At 66.8% G+C, this 26,958-nt stretch carries 24 protein-coding genes; 17 read left to right on the forward strand and 7 right to left on the reverse strand.

The window, feature by feature from the left end; genetic code table 11:
- Positions 1–3: 3 nt before the first annotated feature.
- Both ACWDUN_RS01390 and ACWDUN_RS01395 read right to left on the reverse strand, forming a co-directional pair.
- On the reverse strand, positions 4–585 hold the full coding sequence (locus tag ACWDUN_RS01390) for a cysteine hydrolase (protein WP_449923560.1): 582 nt from the start codon (positions 583–585) through the stop codon (positions 4–6).
- Positions 582–1,592, reverse strand: coding sequence for an aromatic ring-hydroxylating oxygenase subunit alpha (locus ACWDUN_RS01395; RefSeq protein ID WP_449923563.1), 1,011 nt, complete (start codon positions 1,590–1,592; stop codon positions 582–584). Before ACWDUN_RS01395 ends, ACWDUN_RS01390 begins: the two co-directional genes overlap by 4 nt.
- Positions 1,593–1,677: 85 nt before the next feature.
- Here ACWDUN_RS01395 and ACWDUN_RS01400 point away from each other — a divergent pair, with 85 nt between their 5' ends.
- Genes ACWDUN_RS01400 through ACWDUN_RS01420 form a run of 5 tightly spaced genes read left to right on the forward strand, consistent with a single transcriptional unit; the run spans position 1,678 to position 5,854 of the window.
- Positions 1,678–2,499 (forward strand): mycofactocin-coupled SDR family oxidoreductase, encoded by an 822-nt coding sequence (locus ACWDUN_RS01400; RefSeq protein WP_447708704.1) that lies wholly within the window; start codon positions 1,678–1,680, stop codon positions 2,497–2,499.
- A gap of 2 nt (positions 2,500–2,501) precedes the next feature.
- Positions 2,502–2,936, forward strand: a complete 435-nt coding sequence (locus tag ACWDUN_RS01405; RefSeq protein WP_449923567.1) for a nuclear transport factor 2 family protein — start codon at positions 2,502–2,504, stop codon at positions 2,934–2,936.
- 2 nt (positions 2,937–2,938) lie between these two features.
- On the forward strand, positions 2,939–3,172 hold the full coding sequence (locus ACWDUN_RS01410; protein WP_449923568.1) for a hypothetical protein: 234 nt from the start codon (positions 2,939–2,941) through the stop codon (positions 3,170–3,172).
- A complete protein-coding gene (locus ACWDUN_RS01415; protein ID WP_449923571.1) occupies positions 3,169–4,770 on the forward strand; it encodes a flavin-containing monooxygenase in 1,602 nt (533 codons plus the stop codon). Before ACWDUN_RS01410 ends, ACWDUN_RS01415 begins: the two co-directional genes overlap by 4 nt.
- A complete protein-coding gene (locus ACWDUN_RS01420) occupies positions 4,763–5,854 on the forward strand; it encodes an alpha/beta fold hydrolase (RefSeq protein WP_449923574.1) in 1,092 nt (363 codons plus the stop codon). Before ACWDUN_RS01415 ends, ACWDUN_RS01420 begins: the two co-directional genes overlap by 8 nt.
- On the opposite strand, the gene ACWDUN_RS01425 is transcribed toward ACWDUN_RS01420, so the two are convergent.
- Positions 5,814–6,437 (reverse strand): TetR/AcrR family transcriptional regulator, encoded by a 624-nt coding sequence (locus ACWDUN_RS01425; protein ID WP_449923576.1) that lies wholly within the window; start codon positions 6,435–6,437, stop codon positions 5,814–5,816. The genes ACWDUN_RS01420 and ACWDUN_RS01425 overlap by 41 nt on opposite strands.
- 64 nt (positions 6,438–6,501) lie before the next feature.
- Between ACWDUN_RS01425 and ACWDUN_RS01430 the strand changes: the two genes are divergently transcribed.
- The 4 genes from ACWDUN_RS01430 (at position 6,502) to ACWDUN_RS01445 (ending at position 9,878) form a co-directional block, all read left to right on the forward strand.
- Positions 6,502–7,518, forward strand: a complete 1,017-nt coding sequence (locus ACWDUN_RS01430; RefSeq protein ID WP_449923578.1) for a phosphotransferase — start codon at positions 6,502–6,504, stop codon at positions 7,516–7,518.
- Positions 7,515–7,886, forward strand: a complete 372-nt coding sequence (locus ACWDUN_RS01435) for a nuclear transport factor 2 family protein (protein WP_449923581.1) — start codon at positions 7,515–7,517, stop codon at positions 7,884–7,886. The genes ACWDUN_RS01430 and ACWDUN_RS01435 overlap by 4 nt, the downstream gene beginning before the upstream one ends.
- On the forward strand, positions 7,883–8,929 hold the full coding sequence (locus tag ACWDUN_RS01440) for a TIGR03857 family LLM class F420-dependent oxidoreductase (RefSeq protein ID WP_449923583.1): 1,047 nt from the start codon (positions 7,883–7,885) through the stop codon (positions 8,927–8,929). Before ACWDUN_RS01435 ends, ACWDUN_RS01440 begins: the two co-directional genes overlap by 4 nt.
- A gap of 91 nt (positions 8,930–9,020) precedes the next feature.
- On the forward strand, positions 9,021–9,878 hold the full coding sequence (locus ACWDUN_RS01445; protein ID WP_449923586.1) for an endonuclease domain-containing protein: 858 nt from the start codon (positions 9,021–9,023) through the stop codon (positions 9,876–9,878).
- Between the two features lie 51 nt (positions 9,879–9,929).
- On the opposite strand, the gene ACWDUN_RS01450 is transcribed toward ACWDUN_RS01445, so the two are convergent.
- Positions 9,930–11,426: an acyl-CoA carboxylase subunit beta gene (locus ACWDUN_RS01450; RefSeq protein WP_449923589.1), complete on the reverse strand. Its 1,497-nt coding sequence runs from the start codon at positions 11,424–11,426 to the stop codon at positions 9,930–9,932.
- Positions 11,427–11,500: 74 nt separating this feature from the next.
- Between ACWDUN_RS01450 and ACWDUN_RS01455 the strand changes: the two genes are divergently transcribed.
- From ACWDUN_RS01455 to ACWDUN_RS01465, 3 genes are read left to right on the forward strand one after another with little or no spacing between them, the layout of a single operon-like run.
- Entirely contained in the window at positions 11,501–12,547 is a 1,047-nt protein-coding gene (locus ACWDUN_RS01455) for an LLM class F420-dependent oxidoreductase (RefSeq protein ID WP_449923592.1), read from the forward strand.
- The gene (locus tag ACWDUN_RS01460) at positions 12,544–13,398 is read left to right on the forward strand and encodes an SDR family oxidoreductase (protein WP_449923595.1); all 855 of its coding nucleotides are present in this window, start codon (positions 12,544–12,546) and stop codon (positions 13,396–13,398) included. The genes ACWDUN_RS01455 and ACWDUN_RS01460 overlap by 4 nt, the downstream gene beginning before the upstream one ends.
- 10 nt (positions 13,399–13,408) lie before the next feature.
- Positions 13,409–14,644, forward strand: coding sequence for a cytochrome P450 (locus ACWDUN_RS01465; protein WP_449923598.1), 1,236 nt, complete (start codon positions 13,409–13,411; stop codon positions 14,642–14,644).
- Between the two features lie 77 nt (positions 14,645–14,721).
- Here ACWDUN_RS01465 and ACWDUN_RS01470 read toward each other — a convergent pair whose 3' ends face one another.
- The 3 genes from ACWDUN_RS01470 to ACWDUN_RS01480 are packed head-to-tail and all read right to left on the reverse strand — an operon-like array spanning position 14,722 to position 18,719.
- Complete coding sequence (locus ACWDUN_RS01470) at positions 14,722–14,913, reverse strand: YbdD/YjiX family protein (RefSeq protein WP_449923601.1); 192 nt, start codon at positions 14,911–14,913, stop codon at positions 14,722–14,724.
- On the reverse strand, positions 14,859–17,144 hold the full coding sequence (locus ACWDUN_RS01475) for a carbon starvation CstA family protein (RefSeq protein ID WP_449923604.1): 2,286 nt from the start codon (positions 17,142–17,144) through the stop codon (positions 14,859–14,861). The genes ACWDUN_RS01470 and ACWDUN_RS01475 overlap by 55 nt, the downstream gene beginning before the upstream one ends.
- 45 nt (positions 17,145–17,189) lie before the next feature.
- Complete coding sequence (locus ACWDUN_RS01480; protein ID WP_449923607.1) at positions 17,190–18,719, reverse strand: ATP-dependent DNA ligase; 1,530 nt, start codon at positions 18,717–18,719, stop codon at positions 17,190–17,192.
- A 348-nt stretch (positions 18,720–19,067) separates the two neighbouring features.
- Here ACWDUN_RS01480 and ACWDUN_RS01485 point away from each other — a divergent pair, with 348 nt between their 5' ends.
- From ACWDUN_RS01485 to narI, 5 genes are read left to right on the forward strand one after another with little or no spacing between them, the layout of a single operon-like run.
- On the forward strand, positions 19,068–20,243 hold the full coding sequence (locus ACWDUN_RS01485; protein ID WP_449923610.1) for a nitrate/nitrite transporter: 1,176 nt from the start codon (positions 19,068–19,070) through the stop codon (positions 20,241–20,243).
- Positions 20,240–23,935, forward strand: coding sequence for a nitrate reductase subunit alpha (locus ACWDUN_RS01490; protein WP_449923613.1), 3,696 nt, complete (start codon positions 20,240–20,242; stop codon positions 23,933–23,935). Before ACWDUN_RS01485 ends, ACWDUN_RS01490 begins: the two co-directional genes overlap by 4 nt.
- Entirely contained in the window at positions 23,932–25,578 is a 1,647-nt protein-coding gene (narH, locus tag ACWDUN_RS01495; protein WP_449923616.1) for a nitrate reductase subunit beta, read from the forward strand. Before ACWDUN_RS01490 ends, narH begins: the two co-directional genes overlap by 4 nt.
- A gap of 32 nt (positions 25,579–25,610) precedes the next feature.
- Complete coding sequence (gene narJ / locus ACWDUN_RS01500; RefSeq protein WP_449926143.1) at positions 25,611–26,228, forward strand: nitrate reductase molybdenum cofactor assembly chaperone; 618 nt, start codon at positions 25,611–25,613, stop codon at positions 26,226–26,228.
- Position 26,229: 1 nt separating this feature from the next.
- Positions 26,230–26,958, forward strand: coding sequence for a respiratory nitrate reductase subunit gamma (gene narI, locus ACWDUN_RS01505; RefSeq protein ID WP_449923619.1), 729 nt, complete (start codon positions 26,230–26,232; stop codon positions 26,956–26,958).

The following is a 26,958-nucleotide window of genomic DNA, read 5'->3' on the forward strand; positions in this document are numbered from 1 at the left end:
GGGCTACTTCCAGGAGGCGATGAGGTCATCGGTGGTGGTCACGGTGGCGAGCAGGGAGAGACTGTTGTCGATGACGGCCTGGCCGTATTCGGCGGGGAAGCCGGCGACGGCGTCACGCGGCAGTACCACCCGGTAACCGGCGTTGACGGCGTCCATCACCAGACTGGGGATGGCGATGTTCAGCGATACGCCGACGGCGACGATGGTGTCGACACCGAGATTGCGTAGCACCGCATCCAGGTCGGTGCCACCCATCGGGCCGACACCGTGCCAACGTGCGAGCGCCAGATCGGTTGGCTCGGGGCCGAATTCGGGTAGCAGCGCCGCCCCCTCGCTGCCCGGGGTGATATCGACGGCTTTCTCACCCGCAGCGAACAGCCTGGCGTTGTGGTTGGAGCCCAGGCCGTCCGGTCGGCGCTGCACCGTGCAGTGCACGATGTGGTGGCCGGCGTTGCGCGCGGCAGGTAGCAGTCGCGCGATGTTGGGCAACGCAAAACGTTGGGCCTCCTTGGCCAGTGCGCCCAGGCCGGCGTTGGGGCCGACGACCGCGCCCTGGAGTTCCTGGGTGACGACCGCGGTCGTCATACCCCCGACGTCGCAATCCCCGGCACCTCATAGAACTGCTCGGCCCATTTCCGCATGGCCATATACGGTTTCGCATCGATCTTGGACAGCGACGGCCGTTCGACGTACTTCTGATAACGCCAGATGTCCAGGTCATCCCACACCGTGATCAGGTACTGCTTCTCGACTCGCTGACGCACATGCTCGGGTGGGATGTCGGAGGTGTCGCCGGGATCCCTGGGCCACCAGATCGAATAGAACATGTTGGATACCTCATCGTCGACCGGAGTGCAGGCGAAGATCAGCCGGTGGCTGGCCGCACCCTCGAAGGCACTGATCGCGAATCCCAGTCCGGAGAAGTGACTGTGGATGTAGAGCGACATCTTGTCCGGGTCGTCGCTGCGGGCATCGGGCCAGCCGGTGAGGAAGCGCCACTCGTTGTCGACGACCTGCCAGTCCAGGCATACCGGGGTGACGGTCGCGCGGTGCACGTACCGGAAATGCGCGCTGTCCGGGCCATTTTCGGCCACGATCTGGGGATGCACCGGTTCGTTCTCGGCGAACCGGGAGAACTCCGGGAAGGGGCGATAGTAGGCATCCGGGTCGGTCTCGAACTGGGGATGCTTGTCGAAGATGTCGGGTAGCTCCCACTTCGGCGGCTCACCGTGCGGCTGATACCACATGAACACACAGCCGTGCTGCTCGGCGATCGGGTACGTGCGCAGCCGCAACCCGCGGTTGGGTTTGTCGGGCTGGTAGGGGATGAAGCGGTTGGTGCCGTCGGGTCCCCAGCGCCAGCCGTGGAAGGGGCACTCCACGCAGTCACCGACGATCTTGCCGCCGTGGCCGAGGTGCGCGCCGAGATGTTTGCAGTGCCCCTCCATGAGGTGCAGTTCGCCATCCTCGTCGCGCCAGGCGACCAGGTCCTCGCCGAAGTATCGCAACGGCCGCGTCTCGCCGGCCACGAACTCGGCGGACCAGCCGATCATGAACCAGCCGGTGACCTTCCAGGTGAACGGAACCTTCACGATCTACACCCTCCGGATCCACGCGAGATACTGAAGAGCTTACAGTAGTATCGTCCGGGAACGCCGCCAAATGCAAAGGAGCACGATGCCCGGCCTGCTGACCGACAAGGTCGCCTTCATCACCGGTGCCGCCCGCGGTCAGGGCCGCGCGCACGCGGTCCGAATGGCCAACGAAGGCGCCGACATCATCGCCGTCGACATCGCCGGGCCACTGCCGGCGAAGGTGCCCTACCTGTCGGCCACACCCGACGAATTCGCCGAGACCGTCGACCTGGTGAAGGCCACCGGCCGCCGGATCTTTCACCGCGCGGTCGACGTGCGGGACTTCGACGGACTGAAATCCGCCGTCGACGACGGGGTCGCCGAGTTGGGCCGCCTCGACGTGATCGTGGCCAACGCCGGGATCACCATCCCGGAGGCCTGGCATGACATCACCCCCGAATCATTCCGCGACACCATCGACGTCAACGTCATCGGTGTCTGGAACACCGTGATGGCAGGCGCCCAGCACATCATCGACGGTGGCCGTGGCGGATCGGTGATCCTGGTGAGTTCCCTTGCGGGCGTGAAGATGCAGGCGTTCATGGTGCACTACACCGCCAGCAAGCACGCCGTCACCGGGATGGCCCGGGCGTTCGCCGCCGAGCTGGGGCGCCACCACATCCGGGTCAACAGCCTGCACCCCGGCCCGGTCAACACCTCGATGGGTACCGGTGACATGGTCGTCGCCCTGAACAAGGCGTTCGAGACCAACCCGCCGCTGGTGCAGATGGGCACCCCGTTCACCCCGAACTGGATCGTCGAACCCGAGGATGTCGCGGCCTCGGCGGTCTGGCTGGCCTCCGACGAGGCGCGGCACATCAGCGCGGTCGCACTGTCCATCGACAACGGAATGGCGCAGTTCTAGACATGGACGATTACGAGGCGATCCGCCAGCTCAAGGCCCGCTACTGCCGATTCCTGGACACCAAGGACTACGAGGCGTGGAAGAAACTGTTCGCCCCCGATGTGGTGGTAAAGCTGGACATGGCCATCTCGACCGCCGGCGCCGACGGCCAGACCGCCCCCGACCTGGTCGGGCTGGACGCGTTCGTGCCCGTGGTGCTCGGCGGTGTCGAGCATGCGCAGACCAAACACCATGTGCACACCCCGGAGATCACCCTCACCTCCGACACTGCGGCCTCGGCGATCTGGGCGATGGAGGATCTGTTGTTGTTCGCCGACGGCGGTGAGCTTTTCGGCGCCGGGCACTATCACGAGACCTACGAAAAACGCGACGGATCCTGGGTGATCACCAGCCTGCACCTGACCCGCACCATCCTCCGTTTCACCCCGGCGCCGTAGCCATGGGCGAGCCGCGCACCGATGCCGTCGCCGCGGCGGTCGGCGGCCTCATCGGCACCCTCACCCGGCGCGACACCCTGGTCACCCCGACATCGGCGCGGCTGATGGTGAGGACGTCACCGCTGGATCATTCGAAGGCGACCCGGGAGTTGGGTTGGAAACCCGAACCCGCCACCGAGGCCATTGCCCGGACCGCCCGCTTCTTCCTCGAGCGTCACCGTAGGAGGGCGTCGTGACCGATCTCGATGTCGCAGTGATCGGCGCCGGGTTCTCCGGCCTGTACGCGCTGTACAGACTCCGCGAACTCGGTCTGCGGGTGCGGATCCTGGAGCGTGCCGACGCCGTCGGCGGGACCTGGCTGGTGAACCGATATCCCGGTGCCCGTTGTGATATCGAGAGCATCGAGTACTCCTACAGCTTCTCCCCGGAGATCGAGCAGGAGTGGGTGTGGACGGAGTCCATGCCGGCCCAACCCGAGATCGAGGCGTACCTCAACTTCGTCGCCGACCGACTCGACCTGCGCGGCGATATCGACTTCGGCACCGAGGTCACCGCGATGACCTACGACGACGGTCACTGGCTGCTGCAGACGGCGAGCGGAGCCGAGTACACCGCCCAATTCGTGGTTGCCGCATCCGGCATCCTTTCGGTGCCACTGGAACCGGCGATCCCGGGCAGGGATACGTTCGCGGGGGAGTCGTTGTTCACCAACCGGTGGCCCGACGGTGTCGATCTGACCGGCAAACGGGTCGGGGTGATCGGTACCGGCTCCACCGGTGTGCAGCTGATCCCGGTGGTGGCCCGAGAAGCCGGGCAGTTGTTCGTGTTCCAACGTTCTGCGGCGTTCACGCTGCCCTGGACCGTGCACACCTTCGCCGACGGCGAACTCGACGGACTGAAGGCCGACTACCGCGCCATCCGAGCCGCGCAGCGCGAGCATCCGGTTGGCGCAGCGCGGCTCTCGGCCTTCTCGGTGCTGCTCGACATGCTGGCCAGCCCGCCGATCAAGACCGCCACCCGCGAAGAGCAACTGCGCGCCATTGACGAGCGCGGTGTGATGGGCGCACTCAACTGGGGTGACGTGTTCTTCGATATCGAGGCCAACCGGATGGCCACCGCGCTGTACGGCGAGGCGATCGCCCGCATCGTCACCGACCCGGTGACCGCCGCCGCACTGGTGCCCACGCACCCGTTCGCGTGTAAACGCCCGATCATCGACCAGGGCTACTACCAGACCTTCAACCGCGACAACGTGACGCTGGTGGATCTGCGCAAGGGCCCGATCGTCACGGTGACCCCGGACGGAATCTCGACCGAGCAAGGTGATTTCGCGCTGGATGTGATCATCTACGCCACCGGTTTCGACGCCATGACCGGCGCGCTGAGCCGGATGAAGGTCCGCGGCGTCGACGGTCGGCTGCTCGGTGACTTCTGGGCCGAGGAGGGGCCGCTGTCCTACCTGGGCCTGGCCGTGGCGGGATTCCCGAATCTGTTCACCGTGCAGGGCCCGGGCAGCCCTTCGGCGGCCACCAACTTCGTCGCCGCCATGGAACAGCACATCGAGTGGATCGCGAACTGTATCGACTATCTGCGTCGGCACGGCTACCGCAGCATCGATGCGCAACCCACGGCGCAGCGGGAGTGGATCGAGCACGCCACGTCGTTGGTGGCGCCGACGGTGCTGACCCACCCGTCCTGTAATTCCTGGTACAACGGCGCCAACGTGCTCGGTAAGAAGCGGATGTACATGGGCTACACCGCAGGCATACCTGAGTACCGGCGGCGCTGCGACGAGATCGCCGCCAACGGCTATCAGGGTTTCACCCTTGCGTAGGGCAGCCCAGATCGCCTGGGAGCTCGCCGGCGTGCTGCCCCGGTCGGTCGGTGCGCTGCACGCATCCGGGGATTGGCCGCGGTTCTCACCGGCCGGGTGGCGTCAGCTCGGTGAGGTCGCCCTCGACGAACTCGTGGTCACGGGCATGACCTTGACCGGCCCGCCTCCGCAGCTGCCGCGACTGCCTGCGGCCTATGCGGCTGCGGCCGAGGAACTCGGGGCGCTCGGGGTCGACGGCGCACACCGGGACCCGGAACCGCTGGCTGTGAATAAAATACGGCCGCGCAGCTTCGGGGCGCTGCAGTACGAGGAGTTGACGTTCGAGCACGTTCCCGGATTGCCGGATTCGCTGTTCGCCGATGGGCACGGCGGCCCGGCGACGGCCCGGGTGCGGTTGTACCGGTCCGGGCAGGATCGACCCTGGGTGGTGTGGATCCACGGTGCCGGACAGGGGGATCCGATGGATCTCATGGTCGCGCGGGTGCGTCGGCTCGCAACGTTGGGATTCAACGTCGCGCTGCCGGTACAGCCCGGTCACGGCCCGCGGCGCCGCGAACAGCCCGAGTACCCGGCCCGCGATCCGGCGGCCAATGTCGCCGGGACCATCCGGGTGGTCTCCGAGGTGCGGGCGCTGATCGGTTGGCTCGCCGCGGATTCGGGACCGGTGGTGGTGTCGGGACTGTCGCTGGGCAGCGCGGTGGCCGCGTTGGTCGCGCACCTGGATTCGGCCGTCGATGCGGTGGCGCTGTACACGCCGATCCTCGGCCTGAACACCATGATCGGCCTGCATCTGGGTCGCTGGGGACCGACGGGGCGGGACGCGGCGGCGCAGTTGCAGTCGGCGACGGTGTCCGCGTTGACCTCGGTCATCGACCCGCTGGCCACCACGCCGCGCACCGACCGCCGGCTCATCGTCGGCGCCTGGCACGACCAGATGGCCATGCGCAGTTCGGCGTTGGCCATGCATCAGCGGTGGGGTGGGGAACTGTACTGGCACGACGGCAGCCACGTCGGGCACCTGTTCGCCGGTGGTGTGCAGGAGGCTACCGAGCGGTTCCTGGTGGGTCAGGCCCGTAGGTCGTGATGATGCGGGCCCGCACGGTGTCGATCTCGCGAGCAAGGTCGTGGCGTTCGGGCAGTACAACCCATTGATAGGCGATGCCGAAGATCGCCCCGGTGATATCGCGGACCGCCGCATCGGCGTCGATATCGGCGCGTATCGAACCGTCGGCCATCCCGGTCCGCACGCCGACGCTGATCTTCTGCTCCGCTGCTGCCAGCTGAGCCCGAACCCCCTCGCGCAGTGGTGAACTGGTCTTCACCGCTTCGAAGGCCGAGACGAACATGGCCCTGGTGACCGCGGCGTCCTCGGCGTGGATCTGTCGGACCCGGTCGAAATGCGTAAGCACCTGCACCAGTCCGGAGGCGCCGGGCTCGGGATCGGGGTTCAGGCGCGCGACATACACCTGCTGAAACGCCTCGAGGATGGCATCCTTGCCGCCGTAGCGCGCGTGCACCATGGCCCTGCTGTACCCGGCGCGGCGTCCGATCTCCGCGGCCGTCGTTGCCTCCCAGCCCTTCTCGACAATCAACTCGGCCGCCGCCTGCAGCATCCGACGCGACGACTGCTCGACGCGTTCGGGTTGGGTGAGGCGTTGGGCTGGCACCCTTGCATATTAGACGGTCGACAACTAACTTACTTGTTCAGTGTCAAATAACAGGAGGTCGACGATGACCCTGGTGCCGTCGACGATCGCCGAGGTGACCGCGCCGTGGCTGGCCGATGTGCTGTCGGCACCCGTCACGCACGCACGAGCCGAACGCATCGCCGAGGACACCGGCTTCTCGGCCAATCTGTACCGGGTACACCTGACCGGTGGCGGGCCCGAATCGGTGATCGTCAAGCTGCCTGCTGAATCGCTGGCCCGCGGCGGTATGGAGATGTTGGGCGGGTACGAGCGCGAGATCCGGTTCTACTCCGAGATCGCCCCGCTCGCACCGATCGCCACCCCACAGTGTCATGCCGCCCGGATCGCCGGTCAGGACTTCGTACTGGTGCTGGAGGACCTGCGCGACTGGGACAATGCCGATCATCTGGCCGGGCTGTCGATCGATCAAGCGCGGCAGTGCATCGGTCAGCTGGCGGGCCTGCACGCCTGGTCCGCGGAAGCCGATCCGGTCATCCTTGAGGCGTTTCCGGGTATCGACAGTGCGATGACGCGCGATCTGTTCCTGCCCGCCTTCGCGCCCGGATGGGCGCTCTACCGCGACCACACCAGTCGCACGGTACCGGCCGCGGTGGCCGCATTCGCCGAACGGTTCGCCGAGCTGGCCCCGCAGGCGCTGACGGCGTTGAGCATGCGGAACATGTTGTTGCACGGTGATATCCGGGCCGACAACATGTTCTTCTGCGGCGACGAGCTCAAACTGGTCGATTTCCAGTTGACCGTCCGGGGCGCCGGTGCCGCCGATATCGCCTATCTGATCGGCCAGGGCCTGCCGACGGAAGTTCGGAGTGGACAGGACGAACGGTTGGTGGCCGAATACGCGGCGCTGGTTCCGGATTACCCGTTCGGCGAGGCGTGGCGCGACTACCGGTTGGCCACCGCGCTGCTGCTGTACATGCCGGTGGTCGCGCTGCTGACCTGGGACAGTGTGCCGGAAAGGTCGCGTCAGCTCTGCCTGACCCTGATCGACCGCGCGGTCGCGGCCATCGAAGAGAACGAGGCCCTGGAGGTCTACGCATGAGAACAGCGCGTGAGGTGGTCGAGCGGTACAACCTGGTGGTTTGGAACGAGCGTGATTTCGCACTGGCCAATGAACTGTTGGGGGAGACCGTCACCCGTCACGCGGTCGGCGAGGTCACGGTGCTCACGCACGAGCAGGCCGTCGCCCGGGTCGTCGATCACTGGGCGATGTTCGAGACCATCCGATTCGACCTGAGCCTGGTGGTGGCCGGCGACGACGGCGAGCATGTGGCGATCGTGTACCAGTCGCCGATGACGCTGAAGGACGGGACGGCAACCACGATCGGGAGCATGGAGATCTTCCGGGTGGTCGACGGGCGGATCACCGAGGTGTGGAACTGTGGCTACAAGGAAGGGGTGTGGGCATGACAGAGGCAGTGTTGCACGAACTCGGTTACTACCTGCTGGCGGGTGCGGGCGGTGAAGGTCCGGCCAACCTCATGGAGGAGGCCCGCCGCGGTGAAGAACTGGGCTTCGGCACCGGTTTCATCTCCGAGCGCTGGAATGTCAAGGAGGCGTCATCGCTGACCGGTGCGGCGTTGGCCGTCACCAGCCGGATGCAGATCGCCACGGCCGCAACCAATCACAACACCCGGCACCCGTTGATCACCGGATCCTGGGCGACGACCATGCATCGGCTGTCGGGCGGCAGATTCACCCTCGGCCTCGGCCGTGGCATCGCCGCGATGTACGGCGCCTTCGGCGTGCCGGCGGTGACGACCGCGCAGATGGAGGATTTCGCGCAGGTCATGCGCCGGCTCTGGCACGGGGAGTTGATCTTCAATCACGACGGCCCGATCGGCAAGTATCAGCTGCTGTTCCTGGATCCGGATTTTCGGGAGGACATCCGGCTGGCCATCGTCGCGTTCGGCCCGCAGACCCTCGCACTCGGTGGCCGCGAGTTCGACGACGTCATCCTGCACACCTACTTCACCCCGGAGACGCTGGCGCGCGCGGTGAAGACGGTGAAGGATGCCGCCGAGCAGGCGGGCCGCGACCCCGCCAGTGTGCGGGTGTGGTCGTGTTTCGCGACCGTCGGCGATCACCTGCCCGAAGAGTTGCGGCTGAAGAAGACCGTGGCCCGGTTGGCCACCTACCTGCAGGGGTACGGAGACCTGCTGATCAACACCAACGGCTGGGATCCCGCAGTGCTGCAGCGCTTTCGCGATGACCAGGTGGTCCAGTCCATCGGCGGCGGTATCGACCACAAGGCCACAGCCGAGCAGATCGAGCACATCGCGACGCTCATCCCCGACGAATGGCTGGAGCCGTCGGCCACCGGTTCGGCACGCCAATGCGTGGACCGGATCCGCAAGGAGTTCGACTATGGTGCCGACGCGGTGATCATGCACGGTGCGACCCCCGACGAGCTGGCGCCCATCGTCGCCGAATACCGCGCCACCACCGCGTGATTTGTGGAGTCTTAACCGGACTCCTTAAGGGTAAGACTCCTCAAATCACAATGGGTGGAACCGATCGGGGCTGTGCAGCGTCCAACTCAGTATGCTTTCGGACCTGCTGCGCGCTCACGACGGCGTCATCACGCTCGCTCACGCTCAACAAGCCGGCTTGAGCCAGGACGATGTCGACTACCGCGTGCGGCTCGGCCAGTGGCGACGGTGCTTCCGCGGCGTGTATTTCGCCGACGATCGCGAGTTCACCGATCGCGCCCGGATTCGGGCTGGTACATGGGCGTATGGCGAGCGTGCAGTGGCCACCGGTATGGCGGCAGCCTGGTGGCTACGCCTCACGCAGTTTGCGCCCGAAGTCGTGGAGGTGACCGTGCCGAGGGACTGTCGCCTGCAGTTTCGTCGCGGCACGCGACTTCGCCGGCGCGACCTGGACCCGGCAGAGGTGATCGAACGGGAAGGGCTCCGGGTGACGGCGCTGCCGCTGACCGTCGTGGAAGCCGCCGCCCGCCGCGGCGGCGGGGCGAGGTTGATGGACTCTGCGCTGCAGCGCCACGTCGACCTGCCCGCACTGTGGAAAGCCCACCTGAACAACAAGGGCCGCCACGGGTCACCGGCCGCACGCAGATTGCTGCGTGCTGCGGAGGACGGAACACGCTCCGCGGCCGAACGACTGCTCGCGAAACTCATGCGCCAGGCGGGCATCACCGGCTGGAAGGTCAACTACCGGGTCGCCGGGTACAAGGTCGACTACGCCTTCCCCGATGTAAAACTGATCCTGGAGACCGACGGCTTCGCCTTCCACAGCGACGTCGGCGATTTCAACAACGACCGCAAGCGACAGAACGCACTGATCCTCGCCGGATATCTGGTCCTGCGCTTCACCTGGCTGGACCTCACCGAGTACCCCGAGCGGGTGATTGCACAGATCCAATGTGCGCTCACCCGTTGATTTGTGGAGTCTTAGCCGCAAGGAGTCCGGGTAAGACTCCACAAATCGCAACTAGGGGAGGATGACGGTGCGGGCCACCGGTTCGGCGGCGGCCTGCCGGGCACGCAGACCACGGCGCAGCGCGTCGAGCAATTGATCGCGGGTCTCGCGCGGGTCGATCAGCTCATCGAAGCCGAGGTGATCGGCCGAGCGGTAGGACGCGCTCAGTTCGGCCTCGCGTAGCTTGGCCGACAGATCCTGTTCGGCATGGGAGGCCTTCGACAGCGCCGCGGCGCTCATCGCGCCCATCGTCGCGCCAGGGAAGGCAAAGGTCGCCTCCTGACCGTCGAATCCCAACAGCGACATCACCATCGACCCGAACCCGTAGGCCTTACGTAGTGTCACATGCAATTTCAATGTCGTCGCCGCGGTCTGCGCCGCGAACATCCGGGCTCCGGCGCGGAGCACTCCGGAACGCTCGGACCGGCTCCCCGGCAGCATGCCCGGGTTGTCGGCCAGGAACACGATCGGCAGGTGGAACGAGTCGGCCACCATGATGAAATGTGCCGCCTTGTCGGCGGCGTCGGCGTCGATCGAGCCGGCCAGCACATTGGGCTGATTGGCCACCACCGCCACCGGGTGGCCACCGAGGTGCGCGAGCGCGCAGACGATGGCCTTGCCGAACTGTGGCTGGACCTCGAACCAGTCGGTGTTGTCGAAGATGACGTCGAGCACTGCGCGCATGTCGTATACCTTGCGGTTGTCCCGGGAGATGATGTCGAGTAGCTCCGGGGTGGGCCGCGGTTCGGCGTCTTCGTCGAAGGGCAGCGGGTCAGGGTAGGACCATGCGCTGGACGGGAAGTACGACAGGTAGCGGCGGATATCGTCGATGACGGCCTCGTCGGTTTCGCCGTGATTATGCACGACCCCGCTGTGCAGGGCCACCTTCGGTCCGCCGAGATCCTCCTTGCTGATGTCCTCCCCGGTTGATTCGCGCACCACCGGCGGGCCGGCGGTGAAGATGGCGCCCTGGCTGCTCATGATCCGGAAGTCGCTGACCGGGGCCACCAGCGCGCCGTGGCCGGCCGAGGGTCCCAGGATGGCCGCCACCGTCGGCACCCGCCCCGAGCACTGCGCCTGGGCGATGAGGTCGGTGGGGGTGCGCCCGTAATGGCTTCCGGTGGGCCGGAACCCGGCTCCCTCCAACAGCATCACCAGCGGAATCTTGTCGCGCACAGCGAGTTCGGCGAGGCGGTAGCGTTTGGCGTTGCCGGTGGATCCGATGCTGCCGGCCAGGGTGGTGAAATCCTCGGCGCCGACCATCACCGGTGCGCCGTCGATCAGGCCTGATCCGGTGACGATCCCGTCGGCGGCGATCTCACCGCCGGCCAGCGTGCCGAATTCATGGAATGTGCCTGCGTCCAGCAGCCGGTCGATGCGGGTCCGCACATCGAGCTTGCCCTTGGCGTGGTGCTTGGCGACGCGGTCCGGTCCGCCCATCGCCAGCGCGTGGGCACGGCGGCGATCGAGGTCGTCGAGGGTGTCCTGCCACTCGGAGGCGTTCGTCATTCACAGGTCCTGTTCTGGCGTAACCGGCATTGCTTCGTTGACCATACTGAATTGCTTACTGTAGCGTCCCCGGCATGGGTAATGTCGCCCGGCTGAGCATCGATCGTGGTATTCCGAGCGACCTCGCCGCAGTGCCCGCGCGGGCCCGGGAACTCGAAGAGCAGGGGTATGACGGCTGCTGGACCGGCGAGCTGGCTCACGACCCGTTCCTGCCGCTGCTGCTCGCCGCCGAGCACACCTCCCGCCTTCAGCTGGGGACCAGCATCGCGGTCGCCTTCGCACGCAATCCGATGCTGATCGCCAATCTCGGCTGGGACCTGAACACCTACTCGCAGGGGCGTTTCATCCTCGGCCTGGGCACCCAGGTGCAGCCGCATATCGAGCGGCGCTACGGGATGCCGTGGAGCCACCCGGCGCGACGGATGCGCGAATTCGTCGCTGCGGTGCAAGCCATCTGGGCGACGTGGCAGGACGGGACACGGCTGAACTTCGAGGGCGAGTTCTACACCCACACCCTGATGACGCCGATGTTCACCCCCGAGCCGCAACCCCACGGCGTACCCAAGATCTTCATTTCTGCGGTGGGCGATCTGATGACGCGGACAGCTGGTGAGGTCGCCGACGGCGTCATCGCACACGCCTTCACCACCCGTCGCTACCTCGACGAGGTGACGGCGCCCGCGCTGCAGGCCGGGCTCGACGCCGCCGGCCGGCCCCGGGATTCGTTCGAGCTGTCCTGCCCGGTTTTCGTGGTCACCGGTGAGAACGCCGAACAGTACGAGGCGTCGGCGGCCGCCCACCGCAAACAGTTGGCTTTCTACGGGTCGACGCCGGCGTACCGCAAGGTGCTCGAGCTGCACGGCTGGGGTGATCTGCACACCGAGTTGCACCGGCTGTCGCGGCTGGGGGAGTGGGACACCATGGCCACCCTGATCGACGACGAGGTCCTCGCGGCGTTCGCCGTCGTCGCGGAGTTACCCGATGTCGCCGACGCACTGGTCCGGCGCTGCGCGGGCGCGATCGACCGGGTGCTGCCGGGATTCCCGGCCCAGATGTCGGAGTCCGCCATCGCGGCGGTGCTGGATGACGTGCGAAAGACGTTGGCGGAAAGAGAATCATGACGGACAGAATCAACGGCAGGACCGTCGTCGTCACCGGCGCGGCCCGGGGCATCGGGTATGCGACCGCCAGGGCGCTGCGCAACCGCGGGGCACGTGTGGTCATCGGCGACCGTGATGTGGCTGCGCTGAAATCCGCGGTGGCCTCGCTGGGCGATGGTGTCAGCGGCCATCCACTGGATGTCACCGCCCGGGAATCATTCTCGGCATTCCTGGACAAGGCCCGTGCCGATACCGGCGGACCCATCGACGTGCTGATCAACAACGCCGGCGTGATGCCGATCGGCGGCTTTCTGGACCAATCCGTGCAGGCCATCCGGTCGGCGATCGAGGTCAACTTCTACGGTGTGGTCACCGGCTGCCAGTTGGTGCTGCCCGAGATGATCGAGCGCCGCACCGGCCATATCATCAACGTCGCGTCGCTGGCCGGGCTGATGCCGGTGCCCGGCCAAACCGTCTATGCCGGAACAAAATCCGCGGTTATCAGCCTGTCCAGCGCGCTGGCCGACGAGTTCGTGGCCCGCGGTATCCAGGTGAGTGTGGTGATGCCGCCGTTCACCCGCACCGAACTGATCTCCGGGACCACGGAAACCCGGTCGAACCGGCCGGTCGAACCCGAGGCCATCGCCGCGGCGATCGTCAAGGCGCTCGACAAACCCAAGACCCACATCACCGTCCCGGGCGGTATCCGGTTCCTGCTCGGCCCCATCGGACTTCTCGGCCCGCGTGGCCGGCGGTGGGTGGGCCGGCGTTTCGGCACCGACACGGTGTTCCTGGAATTCGATACCGCGTCGCGGTCGAGCTATGAGCACCGCGCGCAGGCCGCGTTCGGTGTGGTGAGTAATGAATCATGAGGAGTATCTGGTGAGCACACCGACCATGGACGATGCAGCGAAGGTCTTGGCGGACCCGAAGGCCTACACCGACGAGGTCGCATTGCATGCGGCACTGACACATCTGCGCGCGCATGGCCCGGTTTCCCGGGTCGACGTGCCCGACTACGCCCCGTTCTGGGCCATCACCAAACACGCCGACATCATGGAGATCGAGCGCGCCAACGACATCTTCACCAACTCACCCCGGCCGGTGCTGGTCACCAGACAGGGCGACGAGCAGCAAGCCGCCGTCGGCATCAAGACGCTGATCCACATGGACGACCCGCAGCACCGCGACTTCCGCGCCATCGGCGCGAACTGGTTCCGGCCCAAGGCGATGCGTGCGCTCAAGGACCGCGCCGACCTGCTGGCCGTGCAGTTCGTCGACACCATGGCCGCCGAGGGGCCCGAATGCGACTTCGTGCAGCAGGTGGCGGTGAACTATCCGCTGTACATGATCATGACCCTGCTCGGGGTGCCGGAATCCGACTTCGCCAGGATGCTGCGCTGGACCCAGGAACTCTTCGGCAGCGATGACGAGGAGATGCAGCGCGGCAGCATGGAAGAGAGCATGGGTGCGCTGCTGGAGATGTTTCAGTACTTCACCGAACTCACGGCGGCACGGCGGGCCAACCCGACCGACGACCTGGCCTCCACGATCGCCAACGCGACCATCGACGGCAAACCGCTCGATGATATCGAAACCGTGTCGTACTACGCGATTTTGGCCGCCGCCGGGCATGACACGTCCAGCGCCAGCATCTCCGGCGGGATGCACGCGCTCGTCGAACACCCGGATCAGCTGGCCCGACTGCGTGCCCACCCGGAACTGATGCCGCTGGCGGTCGAGGAGATGATCCGCTGGACCACCCCGGTCAAGGAGTTCATGCGGACAGCCCAACGCGACTACAACCTTCGTGGCGTCCGAATTCCCGCCGGTGACTCGGTGCTGCTGTCCTACGTATCCGGCAACCGCGACGAAGACGTGTTCGACGAACCGTTCCGTTTCGATATCGGCCGAGATCCCAACAAACACATCGCCTTCGGCTACGGAGTGCACTTCTGCCTGGGCGCCGCGCTGGCCCGCCTAGAGGTCAACAGCTTCTTCTCCGCACTGCTGCCGCGGCTGGAGTCGGTCGAACTCGCCGGACCAGCGCAGCACATGGCGACCACGTTCGTCGGCGGACTCAAGCACCTGCCGTTGCGGTACCGGGTGACGGGTTGACCCGCGGCGAGCGTGCGTGAACTCTTGCCGAAACACGGTGTGTCGGGGTGCAGACACGCACGCTCGCCGGAGATAGGTCAGCAGCAGCGGGACTGCGGGTTGGCTTCCGTCGCGGCGTGCCGCATCCGCCAGTACTCCCGCTCGGTGGGCACCGGCTCACCCGGATGGGTGCGAGCCCGGTGCTCGACATAGCGGCGGTAGTGATTGTCGCCCATCAATGATGACCAGTACCAACCGATCTGCCTGACGACGGAGCCAACTCGTCCCACTGCTTCTGCACCTCCTTCTCGGCCTCGGTGAGCATCAACCCGGACGGTGCGAAGATGCGCGAGGGCACCGGATCATCCTCGGTGAGCGGGATCCCGCCACCGCGCAGATGGCGGATCACCACGATCACCCCCGCCGCGACCACGACCAGCACCAGCACGGCGAAGATGATCGACAACGAGCCCTGGATGAACGTATTGCGGATCACCGCGTCGATCTGATCCGGCGTCTTGGCCGCGCCGAACGACGACTCACCGGCCTCCTTGGCCGCCACATACTGCGAATGCTGCTTCCAGTAGCCGACTTTGGGGTCGGCGGAGAAAATCTTCTGCCACGACGCCGTCATCGTCACCACCAGATCCCAGGCCAGCGGCAGCGCGGGTATCCAGGCCCATTTCAGGTGGCCCTTCTTGATGACGACCACCGTGACGACCGTCAGGGCGATGGCGGCCAACAGCTGATTGGCGATACCGAACAATGGGAACAGCGTGTTGATGCCGCCCAGTGGATCGGTGACACCCATCAGCAGGATCGAACCCCATGCCGCGACGACGATCACACTGCACGCCCAGGCGCCGACCCGCCAGCTCGGGTCACGCAGCTTGCGCATCGGACCGCCGATATTGCCCAGGCCGTCCGACAGCATGAACCGGGCCACCCGGGTGCCGGCGTCGACGGTGGTCAGGATGAACAACGCCTCGAACATGATCGCGAAGTGATACCAGAAGGCCTTGAGGCCCGCCCCGCCGAACACCTGCAGCACCTCGGACATGCCGAACGCCAGCGTCGGGGCACCGCCGGTGCGCGAGATGATCGACTCCTCGCCGACACCCTCGGCGGCCGCCTCGATCTCGGCCGGTGTGATCGGTGCACCCGACAGGCCGAGACCGTTGACGTACTCGGCCGCCGATTCCGCCGTACCGCCGGTCGCGGCGGCCGGGGCGTTCATCACGAAGTACAGATGCTGATTCAGGATGCACGCGGTGATCAGCGCCATGATCGCCACGAACGACTCGGTGAGCATGCCGCCGTAGCCGATGAGGCGCATCTGGCTTTCCTTCTCCAGCAGCTTGGGCGTGGTGCCCGAGGAGATCAGCGCGTGGAAGCCCGACAGCGCACCGCAGGCGATGGTGATGAACAGGAACGGGAACAGCGCACCGGCGAACACCGGGCCGTCACCGCGGGTGGCGAACTGCGAGATCGCCGGCGCCTCCATCAACGGGCGCGCCAGCAGGATGCCGACCGCCAACAGCGCGATGGTGCCGACCTTCATGAACGTGGACAGATAATCGCGCGGTGCCAGCAGGAACCACACCGGCAGCACCGAGGCGGCCAGGCCGTAGATGATGATGCACCACGACAGCGTCACCTTCGACAGGGTGAACCAGTCTGCGCCCCATGAGGTCTCGGCGACCCAGCCGCCGGACACCACGGCCAGCAGCAGCAGCGCCACCCCGATCAGCGACACCTCGGACACCCGGCCGGGGCGCAGGAACCGCAGATACAGGCCCATGAAGATGGCGATCGGGATGGTCATCGCGATGGAGAACACCCCCCACGGGCTCTCGGCCAAGGCGTTGACCACCACCAGCGCCAGCACCGCCAAGAGGATCACCATGATCACCAGCACACCGACGATCGCGGCCACACCACCGACCGGTCCGAGCTCGTCGCGCGCCATCTGGCCCAGCGAGCGGCCGCGCCGGCGGGTGGAGATGGTCAGCACCAGGTAGTCCTGCACGCACCCGGCGACCAGGGCGCCGATGATGATCCAGATGGTGCCGGGCAGGAAACCCATCTGGGTGGCCAGCACCGGGCCGACCAGCGGACCCGCCCCGGCGATGGCCGCGAAGTGGTGACCGAACAGCACCCGCCGGTCGGTCGGCATGTAATCGGTGCCGTTTTCGAAGATCTCGGCAGGCGTGGCGTTGTCATCGCGCGGTTTGACGATCTTCATCTCGATCAGCCGGGCATAGAACCGGAAGCCGATCACGTAGGTGCAGATGGCGGCGATGACGAACCACACCGCGTTGACCGTCTCACCGCGGAAGAACGCGATGATGGCCCAGGCCACCGCGCCCAGCACGGCGATCACCGCGAAGATGATCTTGTGCTTGGTGGTGATCGGTGAGCGGTCGATGATCGCTACCGGCGGCAGATCCTTGTCGGTGCGGACATAGGTGATGTCGCCGCGGGTTTCCTCGGTGCGTCCAGGAGCAGTCGGTGATCCCATATGTCGATCCTTGCATTGCACCAGGACGGTGTTGGGACTTTCACCTCAACCGTTGCGTTCGAACAGCTCACGGACGGTGTCCACCGTGTCGGCCTGTGCGGCGGGCTTGTCGTCCCGGTAGCGCAGCACCCGCGCGAAGCGCAGCGCCATGCCGGCGGGGTAGCGGGTCGAGGCCTGCACACCGTCCAGCGCGATCTCGACGACCTGCTCCGGCCGCACCGGCACCACGTACTCGCCGAGCGGACCGGTCGCCAGCTCGGTGAACCGCGCCGTCTGCCAGGCCAGCATCTCGTCGGTCATCCCCTTGAAGGTCTTGCCGAGCATGACGAATCTGCCGGTCTCCGGGTCGCGGGCGCCGAGGTGGATGTTGGACAGCTTTCCGGCGCGCCGCCCCGAACCCCACTCCACGGCCAGTACCACCAGGTCCAGGGTGTGCACCGGCTTGACCTTCAGCCATGCCGCGCCGCGCCGGCCGGCCGCGTAGCCGGCAGCGGGGTCCTTGGCCATCACGCCCTCGTGCCCGGCGGCCAATGTGTGCTCCAGGAACTGCTGTGCGGCAACGGCGTCGGCCGTCGCCAGCCGACGCATGCGTTGCGACTCGGGCACCACCTCGTCGAGCGCCGCGAGCCGCTCGGTCATCGGTGCGTCCAGCAGGTCGACGCCGTCGCGGTGCAGCAGATCGAAGAAGAACACCGACAAGGGCTCGCGGTGCGCCTCGCCGGAGCGGGTCCCGAACCGCGACGCGGTCACCTGGAAACGGTGCGGCCGGCCGTCCGGACGCAGCGCGATGGCCTCGGCGTCCGCGATCAGCTGGGTCGCCGGTAGCGCGAGCGTCGCCGCGACCACCTCGGGTAGCCGCGCGGTGACATCGTCCAAGCTGCGGGTGTAGATCGAGACGGTGTCCCCGGCGCGGTGCACCTGCACCCGGGCACCGTCCAGCTTGGATTCGAACAACGCGGTGCCGCCGAGCTTTTCGAGCGCGTCCTGCACCGAGGTCGCGGTCTGGGCCAGCATCGGCCCCACCGGCCGGCCCACCTGCAGGGTGAACTGGTCGAGCGCGGACTCGCCGCCCGTGAGCGCGGCGGCCGCGACCACCGGCAGATCCCCTGCCAGCATGGCCGCCCGCCGCACCGCGGCCACCGGTATCGCGGCGGCCTTGGCGACGGCGTCGACCATCACCCCGGCCAGCGCGCCCTGTCTGAGCTCACCACCGAGTAGTCGCCGCAGGAACTGTTGTTCCTCGCCGGTGGCGGCACCGAACAACGCGCGCAGCCGATCGGCGCGCTGGGCCTGCGACCCACGCCCGGCGAGTCCCTTGATCGCCGAGAACGCGGCGTCCACGGCCCCCACCGTGAGGGTGGGGGAGTCGGCCGGCTCGGGCAGGATGCGCAGCGCGGCCCAGCCGACACCGATCTGGCGCTGCGGGAGCTCCCCGGACAACCACGCCACCACCACCGCGATCTCGGCGGGCGAGTCGAGCGCGGACAGCGTCTCGGCCACCCGGGTCACCTTGGCCAGGCGCGCCGACAGGGCGCCCACCGCGGTCGAGGTGGCCGCGATCTCGGCGAGTAACATTCGTCCAGCCTGCCACCGGGGACCGACAGAACTTGAGGGAAAGCGTGCTCAGCAGCCCGGACGCCCCGCCGAACGGGCGCTGAACCAGCGTCAGTGCGCCGACCGATCCGCCGGGAAGTTTGCTGGGCGCTGTTCAGTAATCGCGCGTCCAGTGGCCGTCCGACGCGGCCCGCCAGACGAGGCTGGTGAGATCGCGACACCGGTGCCGTCGTCGGTGAATGCCAGAGTATTCGCCGCATCGGTGCGGTGACGACGAGATTGCTCAAAAAGATGCCGTGCGGCCGGATCAATGGTTCGCTTGTGGCTGTGTACGCGGCTGTTGAGCCGATCACCGGCTCTGCTCGAACGATGAACCTTGTGCTCGCCACCTGGGTTTCGGCGATCAACTTCTGGGCCTGGAACATGATCGGGCCACTGTCGACGACCTATGCCGGCGATATGCGGCTGTCCAGCACGCAGGCTTCGATGTTGGTCGCCACGCCCATCCTGGTCGGGTCGTTGGGGCGCATCGTGATCGGATCGCTCACCGACCGCTTCGGTGGTCGGGTCATGTTCATCGCGGTCACGCTGGCGTCCATTCCCCCGGTGCTGGCAGTCGGGGCGGCCGGTGCCGCCGGGTCCTACCCGATGCTGTTGGTGTGCGGCTTCTTCCTCGGCATCGCCGGCACCGTCTTCGCGGTCGGTATTCCCTTCGCCAACAACTGGTATGAGCCGAGTCGGCGCGGATTCGCCACCGGGGTGTTCGGCATGGGCATGGTGGGCACCGCACTGTCGGCGTTCTTCACGCCCCGATTCGTGGGCTGGTTCGGTCTGTTCACCACTCACCTGATCATCGCGGTGGCGCTGGCGCTGACCGCGGTGCTGTGCCTGGTGGCCATGCGCGATTCGGCGGCGTTCCACCCGAACACCGACCCGGTGCTGCCCAAACTCAAGGCCGCTGCGAAGCTTCGGGTCACCTGGGAGATGGCGTTCCTCTACGCGGTGGTGTTCGGCGGGTTCGTCGCCTTCAGCAACTATCTGCCGACCTACATCAAGACCATCTACGAGTTCTCCGCCGTCGATGCGGGCGCCCGCACCGCGGGCTTCGCGGTGGCGGCCGTGCTGGCCCGACCGGTGGGCGGCATGCTGTCCGACCGGATACCGCCGAAATACGTGGTGCTCACCTCCTTCGGTGGGACCGCCGTACTGGCGGGCATCGCGATGCTCCAACCCCCGCCGGACCTGTGGTCCGCGCTGACATTCGTCACCCTGGCGGTGTTCCTCGGTATCGGCACCGGCGGCGTCTTCGCCTGGGTGGCCCGCCGGTCACCGGCCAGATCGGTCGGGTCTATCACCGGGATCGTCTCCGCCGCAGGAGGTTTGGGTGGCTACTTCCCGCCGCTGGTGATGGGGACGACGTATGACCCCGTCGACAACGACTACTCCACCGGTCTGGTCCTGCTGGTGGTCACGGCGCTGATCGCCTTCGGCTACACGGCTCTGCGCCTGCACGCCCACGAACCCGTCAAGGAGGCGCCGTCGTGACCACACCGCATATCGGAGGTGCCGCCGAAGAACTGCTGGAACGCAGCGGCCGGTTCTTCACCCCGGGCACCTTCTCGGCGGACCTGCGCACCGTCAGCCACCGCGGTGGGCGCGAGGGCGACGTGTTCTACCGGGACCGGTGGAGCCACGACAAGATCGTGCGGTCCACCCACGGGGTCAACTGCACCGGGTCGTGCTCGTGGAAGATCTACGTCAAGGACGGCATCATCACCTGGGAGACCCAGGAGACCGACTACCCGTCGGTGGGGGCGGACCGGCCCGAGTACGAGCCGCGCGGCTGCCCGCGCGGGGCCGCGTTCTCCTGGTACACCTACTCGCCGACCCGGGTCCGATACCCGTACGCGCGCGGCGTGCTCGTCGAGATGTACCGGGAGGCCAAGGCGCGCCTGCAGGATCCGGTGCTGGCGTGGGCCGACATCCAGGGCGACCCGGACCGCCGCCGCGGCTACCAGCAGGCCCGCGGCAAGGGCGGCCTGGTGCGGGTTGGTTGGGCCGAGGCCACCGAGATGATCGCGGCCGCACACGTGCACACCATCAAGACCTATGGCCCGGACCGGGTGGCCGGTTTCTCGCCGATCCCGGCGATGTCCATGGTCAGCCATGCGTGCGGGTCCCGATTCGTGGAACTGCTCGGCGGGGTGATGACCTCGTTCTACGACTGGTACGCCGACCTGCCGGTGGCCTCGCCGCAGGTGTTCGGTGACCAGACCGACGTCCCGGAATCGGGGGACTGGTGGGACGCGGCATATCTGCTGATGTGGGGGTCCAACGTGCCGGTCACCAGGACACCGGACGCGCACTGGATGGCCGAGGTCCGATACCGCGGAACGAAAGTGGTGACGATCAGCCCCGACTACGCCGACAACACGAAATTTGCCGATGAGTGGATGCCGTGCGCGGCCGGCACCGACGGCGCGATGGCGATGGCGATGGGCCATGTGATTCTGTCGGAATGCTTTGTGCACAAACGTGTCCCGTTTTTCGTAGACTACGTGCGCAAGTTCACCGACCTGCCGTTCCTGGTCACGCTGGAAGCCCGTGGCGATGCCGTGGTGCCGGGCAAGAATCTGACCGCCGCCGACCTCGGCGGAGACATCGCGGCACAGGAGAATTCAGCGTTCAAACCGGTGCTGCTGGACAGCGTCAGCGACAGCGTCGCGGTGCCGCAGGGCTCGTTGGGATTCCGGTTCGGAGACAGTGGGGCAGGTCGCTGGAACCTGGACCTGGAAAACCTGGTGCCCGCCCTCACCGTGGCGGTCGAGGGCGGTGAGACCGCCGAGATCCGGTTGCCGCGCTTCGACACCGTGGACGGGCACGGCGAGACGATGACCCGCGGGGTACCGGTGCGCCGGGTCGGAGACCTCCTGGTGTGTACGGTGTTCGACCTGATGCTGGCCCAGTACGGGGTGGCCCGCCCCGGTCTTCCCGGTGACTGGCCCAGCGGCTACCAGGATGCCGAGCGTCCCTATACCCCGGCCTGGCAGGAACCCATCACCGGCGTGTCGGCGGCACAGGTCATCCGGATCGCCCGTGAATTCGCCCGCAACGCCGAAGAGTCCAACGGCCGATCGATGATCATCATGGGCGCCGGCATCTGCCAGTGGTTCCACGGGGACGCCACCTATCGGGCCGTGCTGGCCCTGCTGCTGCTGACGGGATCGATGGGACGAAACGGCGGCGGCTGGGCCCACTACGTCGGCCAGGAGAAGTGCCGCCCGGTCACCGGGTGGGCCACCATGGCGATGGCCACCGACTGGTCGCGGCCACCCCGGCAGATGGCCGGCACCTCCTACTGGTACGCCCACACCGATCAGTGGCGCTATGACGGCTACCGTGCCGACACCCTGGCCAGCCCGGTGGGCCGGGGCCGATTCGCCGGAAAGCACACCATGGACGTGTTGGCCTCGGCGACCGCGATGGGGTGGAGCCCGTTCTTCCCGCAGTTCGACCGGTCCAGCCTGGACGTGGCCGACGAGGCCACCGCCGCAGGCCAGGACATCCCGGAGTATGTGGCCGGCCAGCTGGCCTCGGGCGAACTCAAACTGGCCGTCACCGACCCGGACAACCCGGCCAACTGGCCGCGGGTACTCAATGTGTGGCGGGCCAATCTGCTGGGATCCTCGAGTAAAGGCAACGAGTACTTTTTGCGCCACCTACTGGGTACCACTTCGAATGTGCAGGGCGATCCTGCCCCAGATGAATTGCGGCCCAACGATGTCCGCTGGACCGAGGACATCCCGGAAGGCAAGCTCGACCTGCTGATGTCCATCGATTTCCGGATGACCTCGACGACGCTGCTCTCCGATGTGGTGCTGCCCGCCGCGACCTGGTACGAGAAGGCGGACCTGTCCAGCACCGATATGCACCCCTATGTGCATGCGTTCAGCCCGGCCGTCGACCCGCCGTGGGAAACCCGCTCGGATTTCGAGGCGTTCGGCGCGGTGGCCCGCACATTCAGCGCGCTGGCCGCCAAACACCTGGGGGTGCGCACCGATGTGGTGTTGGGCACTCTACAACACGACACCCCCGGCGCGATGGCCTATCCGTCCGGTGCCGAGCATGATTGGCGCGTTACCGGGGAGGTGCCGGTCCCAGGTAGGACGATGGGTCCGATCGCGGTGGTGCAGCGCGACTACGGTGCGATCGCGCAGAAGTGGGCCACTCTGGGGCCACTGGTGGACTCCTTGGGGGTGACCACCAAGGGCGTGACGACCCACCCGGATCAGGAGGTGCGCGAACTCGGCGCAAAGTTTGGGGTGATGGATTCCGGTGCCGCGCAGGGCCGGCCGGCAATCACCACGGCCGAGCGGATGGCCGACGTGATTCTGGCGCTGTCGGGCACCTCCAACGGCCGGCTCGCGGTGGAAGGCTTCTTGGAACTGGAGAAGCGGGTCGGCCGGAAACTGGCGCACCTTGCCGCCGGTAGTGAGGAGCGCCGCATCACCTACGCCGACACGCAGGCCCGGCCGGTGCCGGTGATCACCAGTGCCGAATGGTCGGGCAGCGAAACCGGCGGGCGGCGCTACGCGCCGTTCACGGTCAACATCGAGGAACTCAAGCCTTTTCACACCCTGACCGGACGGATGCACTTCTACGTCGACCACGACTGGCTGGAGGAACTCGGCGAGCAACTGCCGATCTACCGGCCGCCGCTGGACATGGGCCGGCTGTTCGGTGAACCGCAGGTGGGGGAGCCCGGTTCCAACGGCGTGGGGTTGACGGTGCGGTACCTTACACCACACTCGAAATGGTCGATCCATTCCGAGTACCAGGACAACCTGTTCATGCTCTCGCTGTCCCGCGGCGGTCCGACGATGTGGATGTCGCCGGCCGACGCGACGAAAATTGCCGTCCGCGACAATGATTGGGTCGAGGCGGTGAACCGCAACGGGGTGCTGGTCTGCCGCGTGATCGTCAGTCACCGGATGCCCGAGGGCGTGGTGTTCGTCTACCACGCCCAGGAGCGCACCATCGACGTGCCGCTGACCGAGACCACCGGAACCCGCGGCGGCATCCACAATTCGCTGACCCGGCTGTTGATCAAACCCAGCCACCTGGCCGGCGGGTATGCCCAGCACTCCTTCGCCTTCAACTATCTGGGCCCGACCGGTAACCAACGCGACGAAGTGACCGTGGTGCGGCGGCGGTCGCAGGAGGTGGAGTACCAGTGAAGGTCATGGCCCAGATGGCGATGGTGATGAATCTGGACAAGTGCATCGGTTGTCATACCTGTTCGGTGACCTGCAAGCAGGCCTGGACGAACCGGGCCGGCACCGAGTACGTGTGGTTCAACAATGTGGAAACCCGGCCCGGACAGGGCTACCCGCGGACCTACGAAGATCAGGAACGCTGGCGCGGCGGCTGGCGACTGGATCGCCGCGGCCGGCTGCGGCTACGCGACGGCGGCCGCTTCGCCAAGCTGTTGCGCATCTTCGCCAACCCGAAACTGCCGTCCATCGACGACTACTACGAACCGTGGACCTACGACTACGAGAATCTCACCACCGCGCCACTGGGCGAGCACATTCCGGTCGCCCCGCCGCGCAGCCTGATCAGTGGGAAACCGATGAAGGTGTCGTGGTCGGCGGCCTGGGATGACGATCTCGGTGGCTCTCCGGAGATCGTGCCGGGAGATCCGGTGCTGCAGAAGGTCAGTGAGCAGATCAAGCTCGAGCTCGAACAGACCTTCATGTTCTACCTGCCCCGCATCTGCGAGCACTGCCTGAACCCGTCCTGTGTGGCGTCGTGTCCGTCCGGCGCGATGTACAAACGCGCCGAGGACGGCATCGTGCTGGTGGACCAGGACCGCTGCCGGGGCTGGCGGATGTGCGTCTCCGGATGTCCGTACAAGAAGGTCTATTTCAACCACAAGACCGGCAAGGCCGAGAAGTGCACGATGTGCTACCCGCGCATCGAGGTCGGCCTGCCGACGGTGTGTTCGGAGACCTGTGTGGGCCGGCTGCGCTACCTCGGCCTGGTGCTCTACGACGTGGACAAGGTGCTCGCCGCCGCATCGGTGCCCGATGACAAAGACCTCTACGAGGCGCACCGGCAGATCCTGCTGGACCCGACCGACCCGGCGGTGATCGCCGGGGCCCGCGCCGAGGGCATCTCCGACGAATGGATCGAGGCCGCGCAGCGGTCCCCGGTATATAAACTGATCCACACCTACGGCGTTGCGCTGCCGCTGCATCCGGAATACCGGACAGTGCCGATGGTGTGGTACATCCCGCCGCTGTCACCGGTGGTCGACGCCGTCAGCCGCGACGGGCACGACGGTGAGGACATCGGCAACCTGTTCGGGGCGTTGGAGGCACTGCGCATCCCGATCGAGTATCTGGCCGGCCTGTTCACCGCCGGTGACACCGCGGTAGTGGACGGGGTGTTGCGCCGGCTGGCCGCGATGCGCGCCTACATGCGCGACATCAACCTCGGGCGGGAGACCCAGCCGCACATCCCGGCGGCGGTCGGGATGACCGAAGAGCAGATCTACGAGATGTACCGGCTGCTGGCCATCGCGAAATACGAAGACCGCTACGTCATCCCGACCGCCTACGGTGCCGACGGAGGACGTCTGGAGGAACCGGGCTGCTCGTTGGACTTCGACGGCGGCCCGGGCATGTACGAGTCCGGTCCGTTCGGGGAGGCCTCCGGTGGGCCGGTGCCGGTCGCGGTCGAGACCTTCCACGCACTGCACCACCGGCAGACCACCGAGGGGATGGCCGCCAACGCCGACCGGCCGTCCCGGGTGAACTTGCTCAACTGGGACGGCCGTGGTGTGCCGGCCGGTATCTTCCCGAAGGACAAATCGTGAAGTGGCGCAAGGATGCTGCCCGCAGCAGCAATATGCTGCGGGACCGTCTGGTGTGGCAGGCCGCTTCACTGCTGCTGGCCTACCCCGACGACGGGCACGCCGCCCGACTGGACAGCGTCGAGGGATTGATCGAGCACCTTGGCGACCCGGATGCGTCCCCGTTGCGCGCCGCGCTGTCCGGGTTGCGCAGCCTCGACGCGCTGACCGCGCAGTCCGAGTACGTGCAGACCTTCGATCTGAGTCGGCGCCGCACCATGCTGCTGACCTACTGGACCGCCGGGGACACTCGCAACCGGGGCATGCAGATGCTGACCTTTGCCCAGGCCTACCGGGCCGCGGGTGCGCAACCGCCGGCCGGTGAGGCACCCGATCACCTGCCGGTGGTGCTGGAGTTCGCCGCCACCGTCGACCCGGCGGCAGGTCGCGCGTTGCTCACCGAGCACCGGGTGCCGATCGAGGCGCTGCGCCAGGCCCTCGACGAGACGGGTTCGCCGTACGCCCACGCGGTGATGGCGGTGTGCACGACGCTGCCGGTCACCGCCGAGGATCAGGTGCATCGTCTGCTCAGCACCGGGCCGCCCGCCGAAACCGTTGGACTGCAACCATTTCAACTGACCGTGCCGCCCCGCCGGGCAGCTGGAGGGGGCTGACATGTCGGGTTGGGAGATCTTCTGGGACGTGGTGCCCTATGTGACGTTGGCGGTCGTCATCGTCGGCACGTGGTGGCGGTACCGGTATGACAAGTTCGGCTGGACCACCCGTTCCTCACAGCTCTACGAATCACGACTGCTGCGGATCGGTAGCCCGCTGTTCCACTTCGGCATGCTGGTGGTGATCATCGGGCACGTGATCGGATTGGTGATCCCGGAGTCCTGGATGGACCTGGTGATCAGCGAGCACGCCTACCACCTGCAGGCCGTCATTCTCGGCGGCATCGCGGGCGTCGCCGCGCTGGTGGGTATCGCGCTGCTGATCTACCGTCGGCGGACCCGCGGCCCGGTGTTCATGGCCACCACCGTCAACGACAAGGTGATGTATCTGGCGTTGGTGGCCGCGATGATCGCCGGCTTCGCCTGCACGCTGCTCGGCGCGACCCCGGCGGGCGCCGATCACGACTACCGGGAGAGTGTTTCGCCGTGGTTCCGGTCCATCTGGATCCTGCAACCCCGCGGTGATCTGATGGTCGAGGCGCCGCTGCAGTTCCACATCCACGTCGTCATCGCGCTGGTGCTGTTCTGTCTGTGGCCGTTCACCCGGCTGGTGCACGTCTTCAGTGCCCCGATCGGATACTTGTTCCGGCCCTATATCGTCTACCGCAGCCGTGATGTCGCCGCCGGCACGGAACTGGTCGGTTCTCAGCCGCACCGCCGCGGCTGGTGA

The sequence above is a fragment of the Mycobacterium sp. NPDC003323 genome (assembly GCF_053589535.1).

What these genes read in the sequence shown, in the direction of transcription:
- ACWDUN_RS01390 (WP_449923560.1), bottom strand. Translation starts at nt 585, where the DNA reads ATGACGACCGCGGTCGTCACCCAGGAACTCCAGGGCGCGGTCGTCGGC.
- ACWDUN_RS01400 (WP_447708704.1), top strand. Translation starts at nt 1,678, where the DNA reads ATGCCCGGCCTGCTGACCGACAAGGTCGCCTTCATCACCGGTGCCGCC.
- ACWDUN_RS01405 (WP_449923567.1), top strand. Translation starts at nt 2,502, where the DNA reads ATGGACGATTACGAGGCGATCCGCCAGCTCAAGGCCCGCTACTGCCGA.
- ACWDUN_RS01410 (WP_449923568.1), top strand. Translation starts at nt 2,939, where the DNA reads ATGGGCGAGCCGCGCACCGATGCCGTCGCCGCGGCGGTCGGCGGCCTC.
- ACWDUN_RS01430 (WP_449923578.1), top strand. Translation starts at nt 6,502, where the DNA reads ATGACCCTGGTGCCGTCGACGATCGCCGAGGTGACCGCGCCGTGGCTG.
- ACWDUN_RS01435 (WP_449923581.1), top strand. Translation starts at nt 7,515, where the DNA reads ATGAGAACAGCGCGTGAGGTGGTCGAGCGGTACAACCTGGTGGTTTGG.
- ACWDUN_RS01440 (WP_449923583.1), top strand. Translation starts at nt 7,883, where the DNA reads ATGACAGAGGCAGTGTTGCACGAACTCGGTTACTACCTGCTGGCGGGT.
- ACWDUN_RS01445 (WP_449923586.1), top strand. Translation starts at nt 9,021, where the DNA reads ATGCTTTCGGACCTGCTGCGCGCTCACGACGGCGTCATCACGCTCGCT.
- ACWDUN_RS01450 (WP_449923589.1), bottom strand. Translation starts at nt 11,426, where the DNA reads ATGACGAACGCCTCCGAGTGGCAGGACACCCTCGACGACCTCGATCGC.
- ACWDUN_RS01455 (WP_449923592.1), top strand. Translation starts at nt 11,501, where the DNA reads ATGGGTAATGTCGCCCGGCTGAGCATCGATCGTGGTATTCCGAGCGAC.
- ACWDUN_RS01460 (WP_449923595.1), top strand. Translation starts at nt 12,544, where the DNA reads ATGACGGACAGAATCAACGGCAGGACCGTCGTCGTCACCGGCGCGGCC.
- ACWDUN_RS01475 (WP_449923604.1), bottom strand. Translation starts at nt 17,144, where the DNA reads ATGGGATCACCGACTGCTCCTGGACGCACCGAGGAAACCCGCGGCGAC.
- ACWDUN_RS01480 (WP_449923607.1), bottom strand. Translation starts at nt 18,719, where the DNA reads ATGTTACTCGCCGAGATCGCGGCCACCTCGACCGCGGTGGGCGCCCTG.
- ACWDUN_RS01485 (WP_449923610.1), top strand. Translation starts at nt 19,068, where the DNA reads ATGAACCTTGTGCTCGCCACCTGGGTTTCGGCGATCAACTTCTGGGCC.
- narJ (WP_449926143.1), top strand. Translation starts at nt 25,611, where the DNA reads ATGCTGCGGGACCGTCTGGTGTGGCAGGCCGCTTCACTGCTGCTGGCC.
- narI (WP_449923619.1), top strand. Translation starts at nt 26,230, where the DNA reads ATGTCGGGTTGGGAGATCTTCTGGGACGTGGTGCCCTATGTGACGTTG.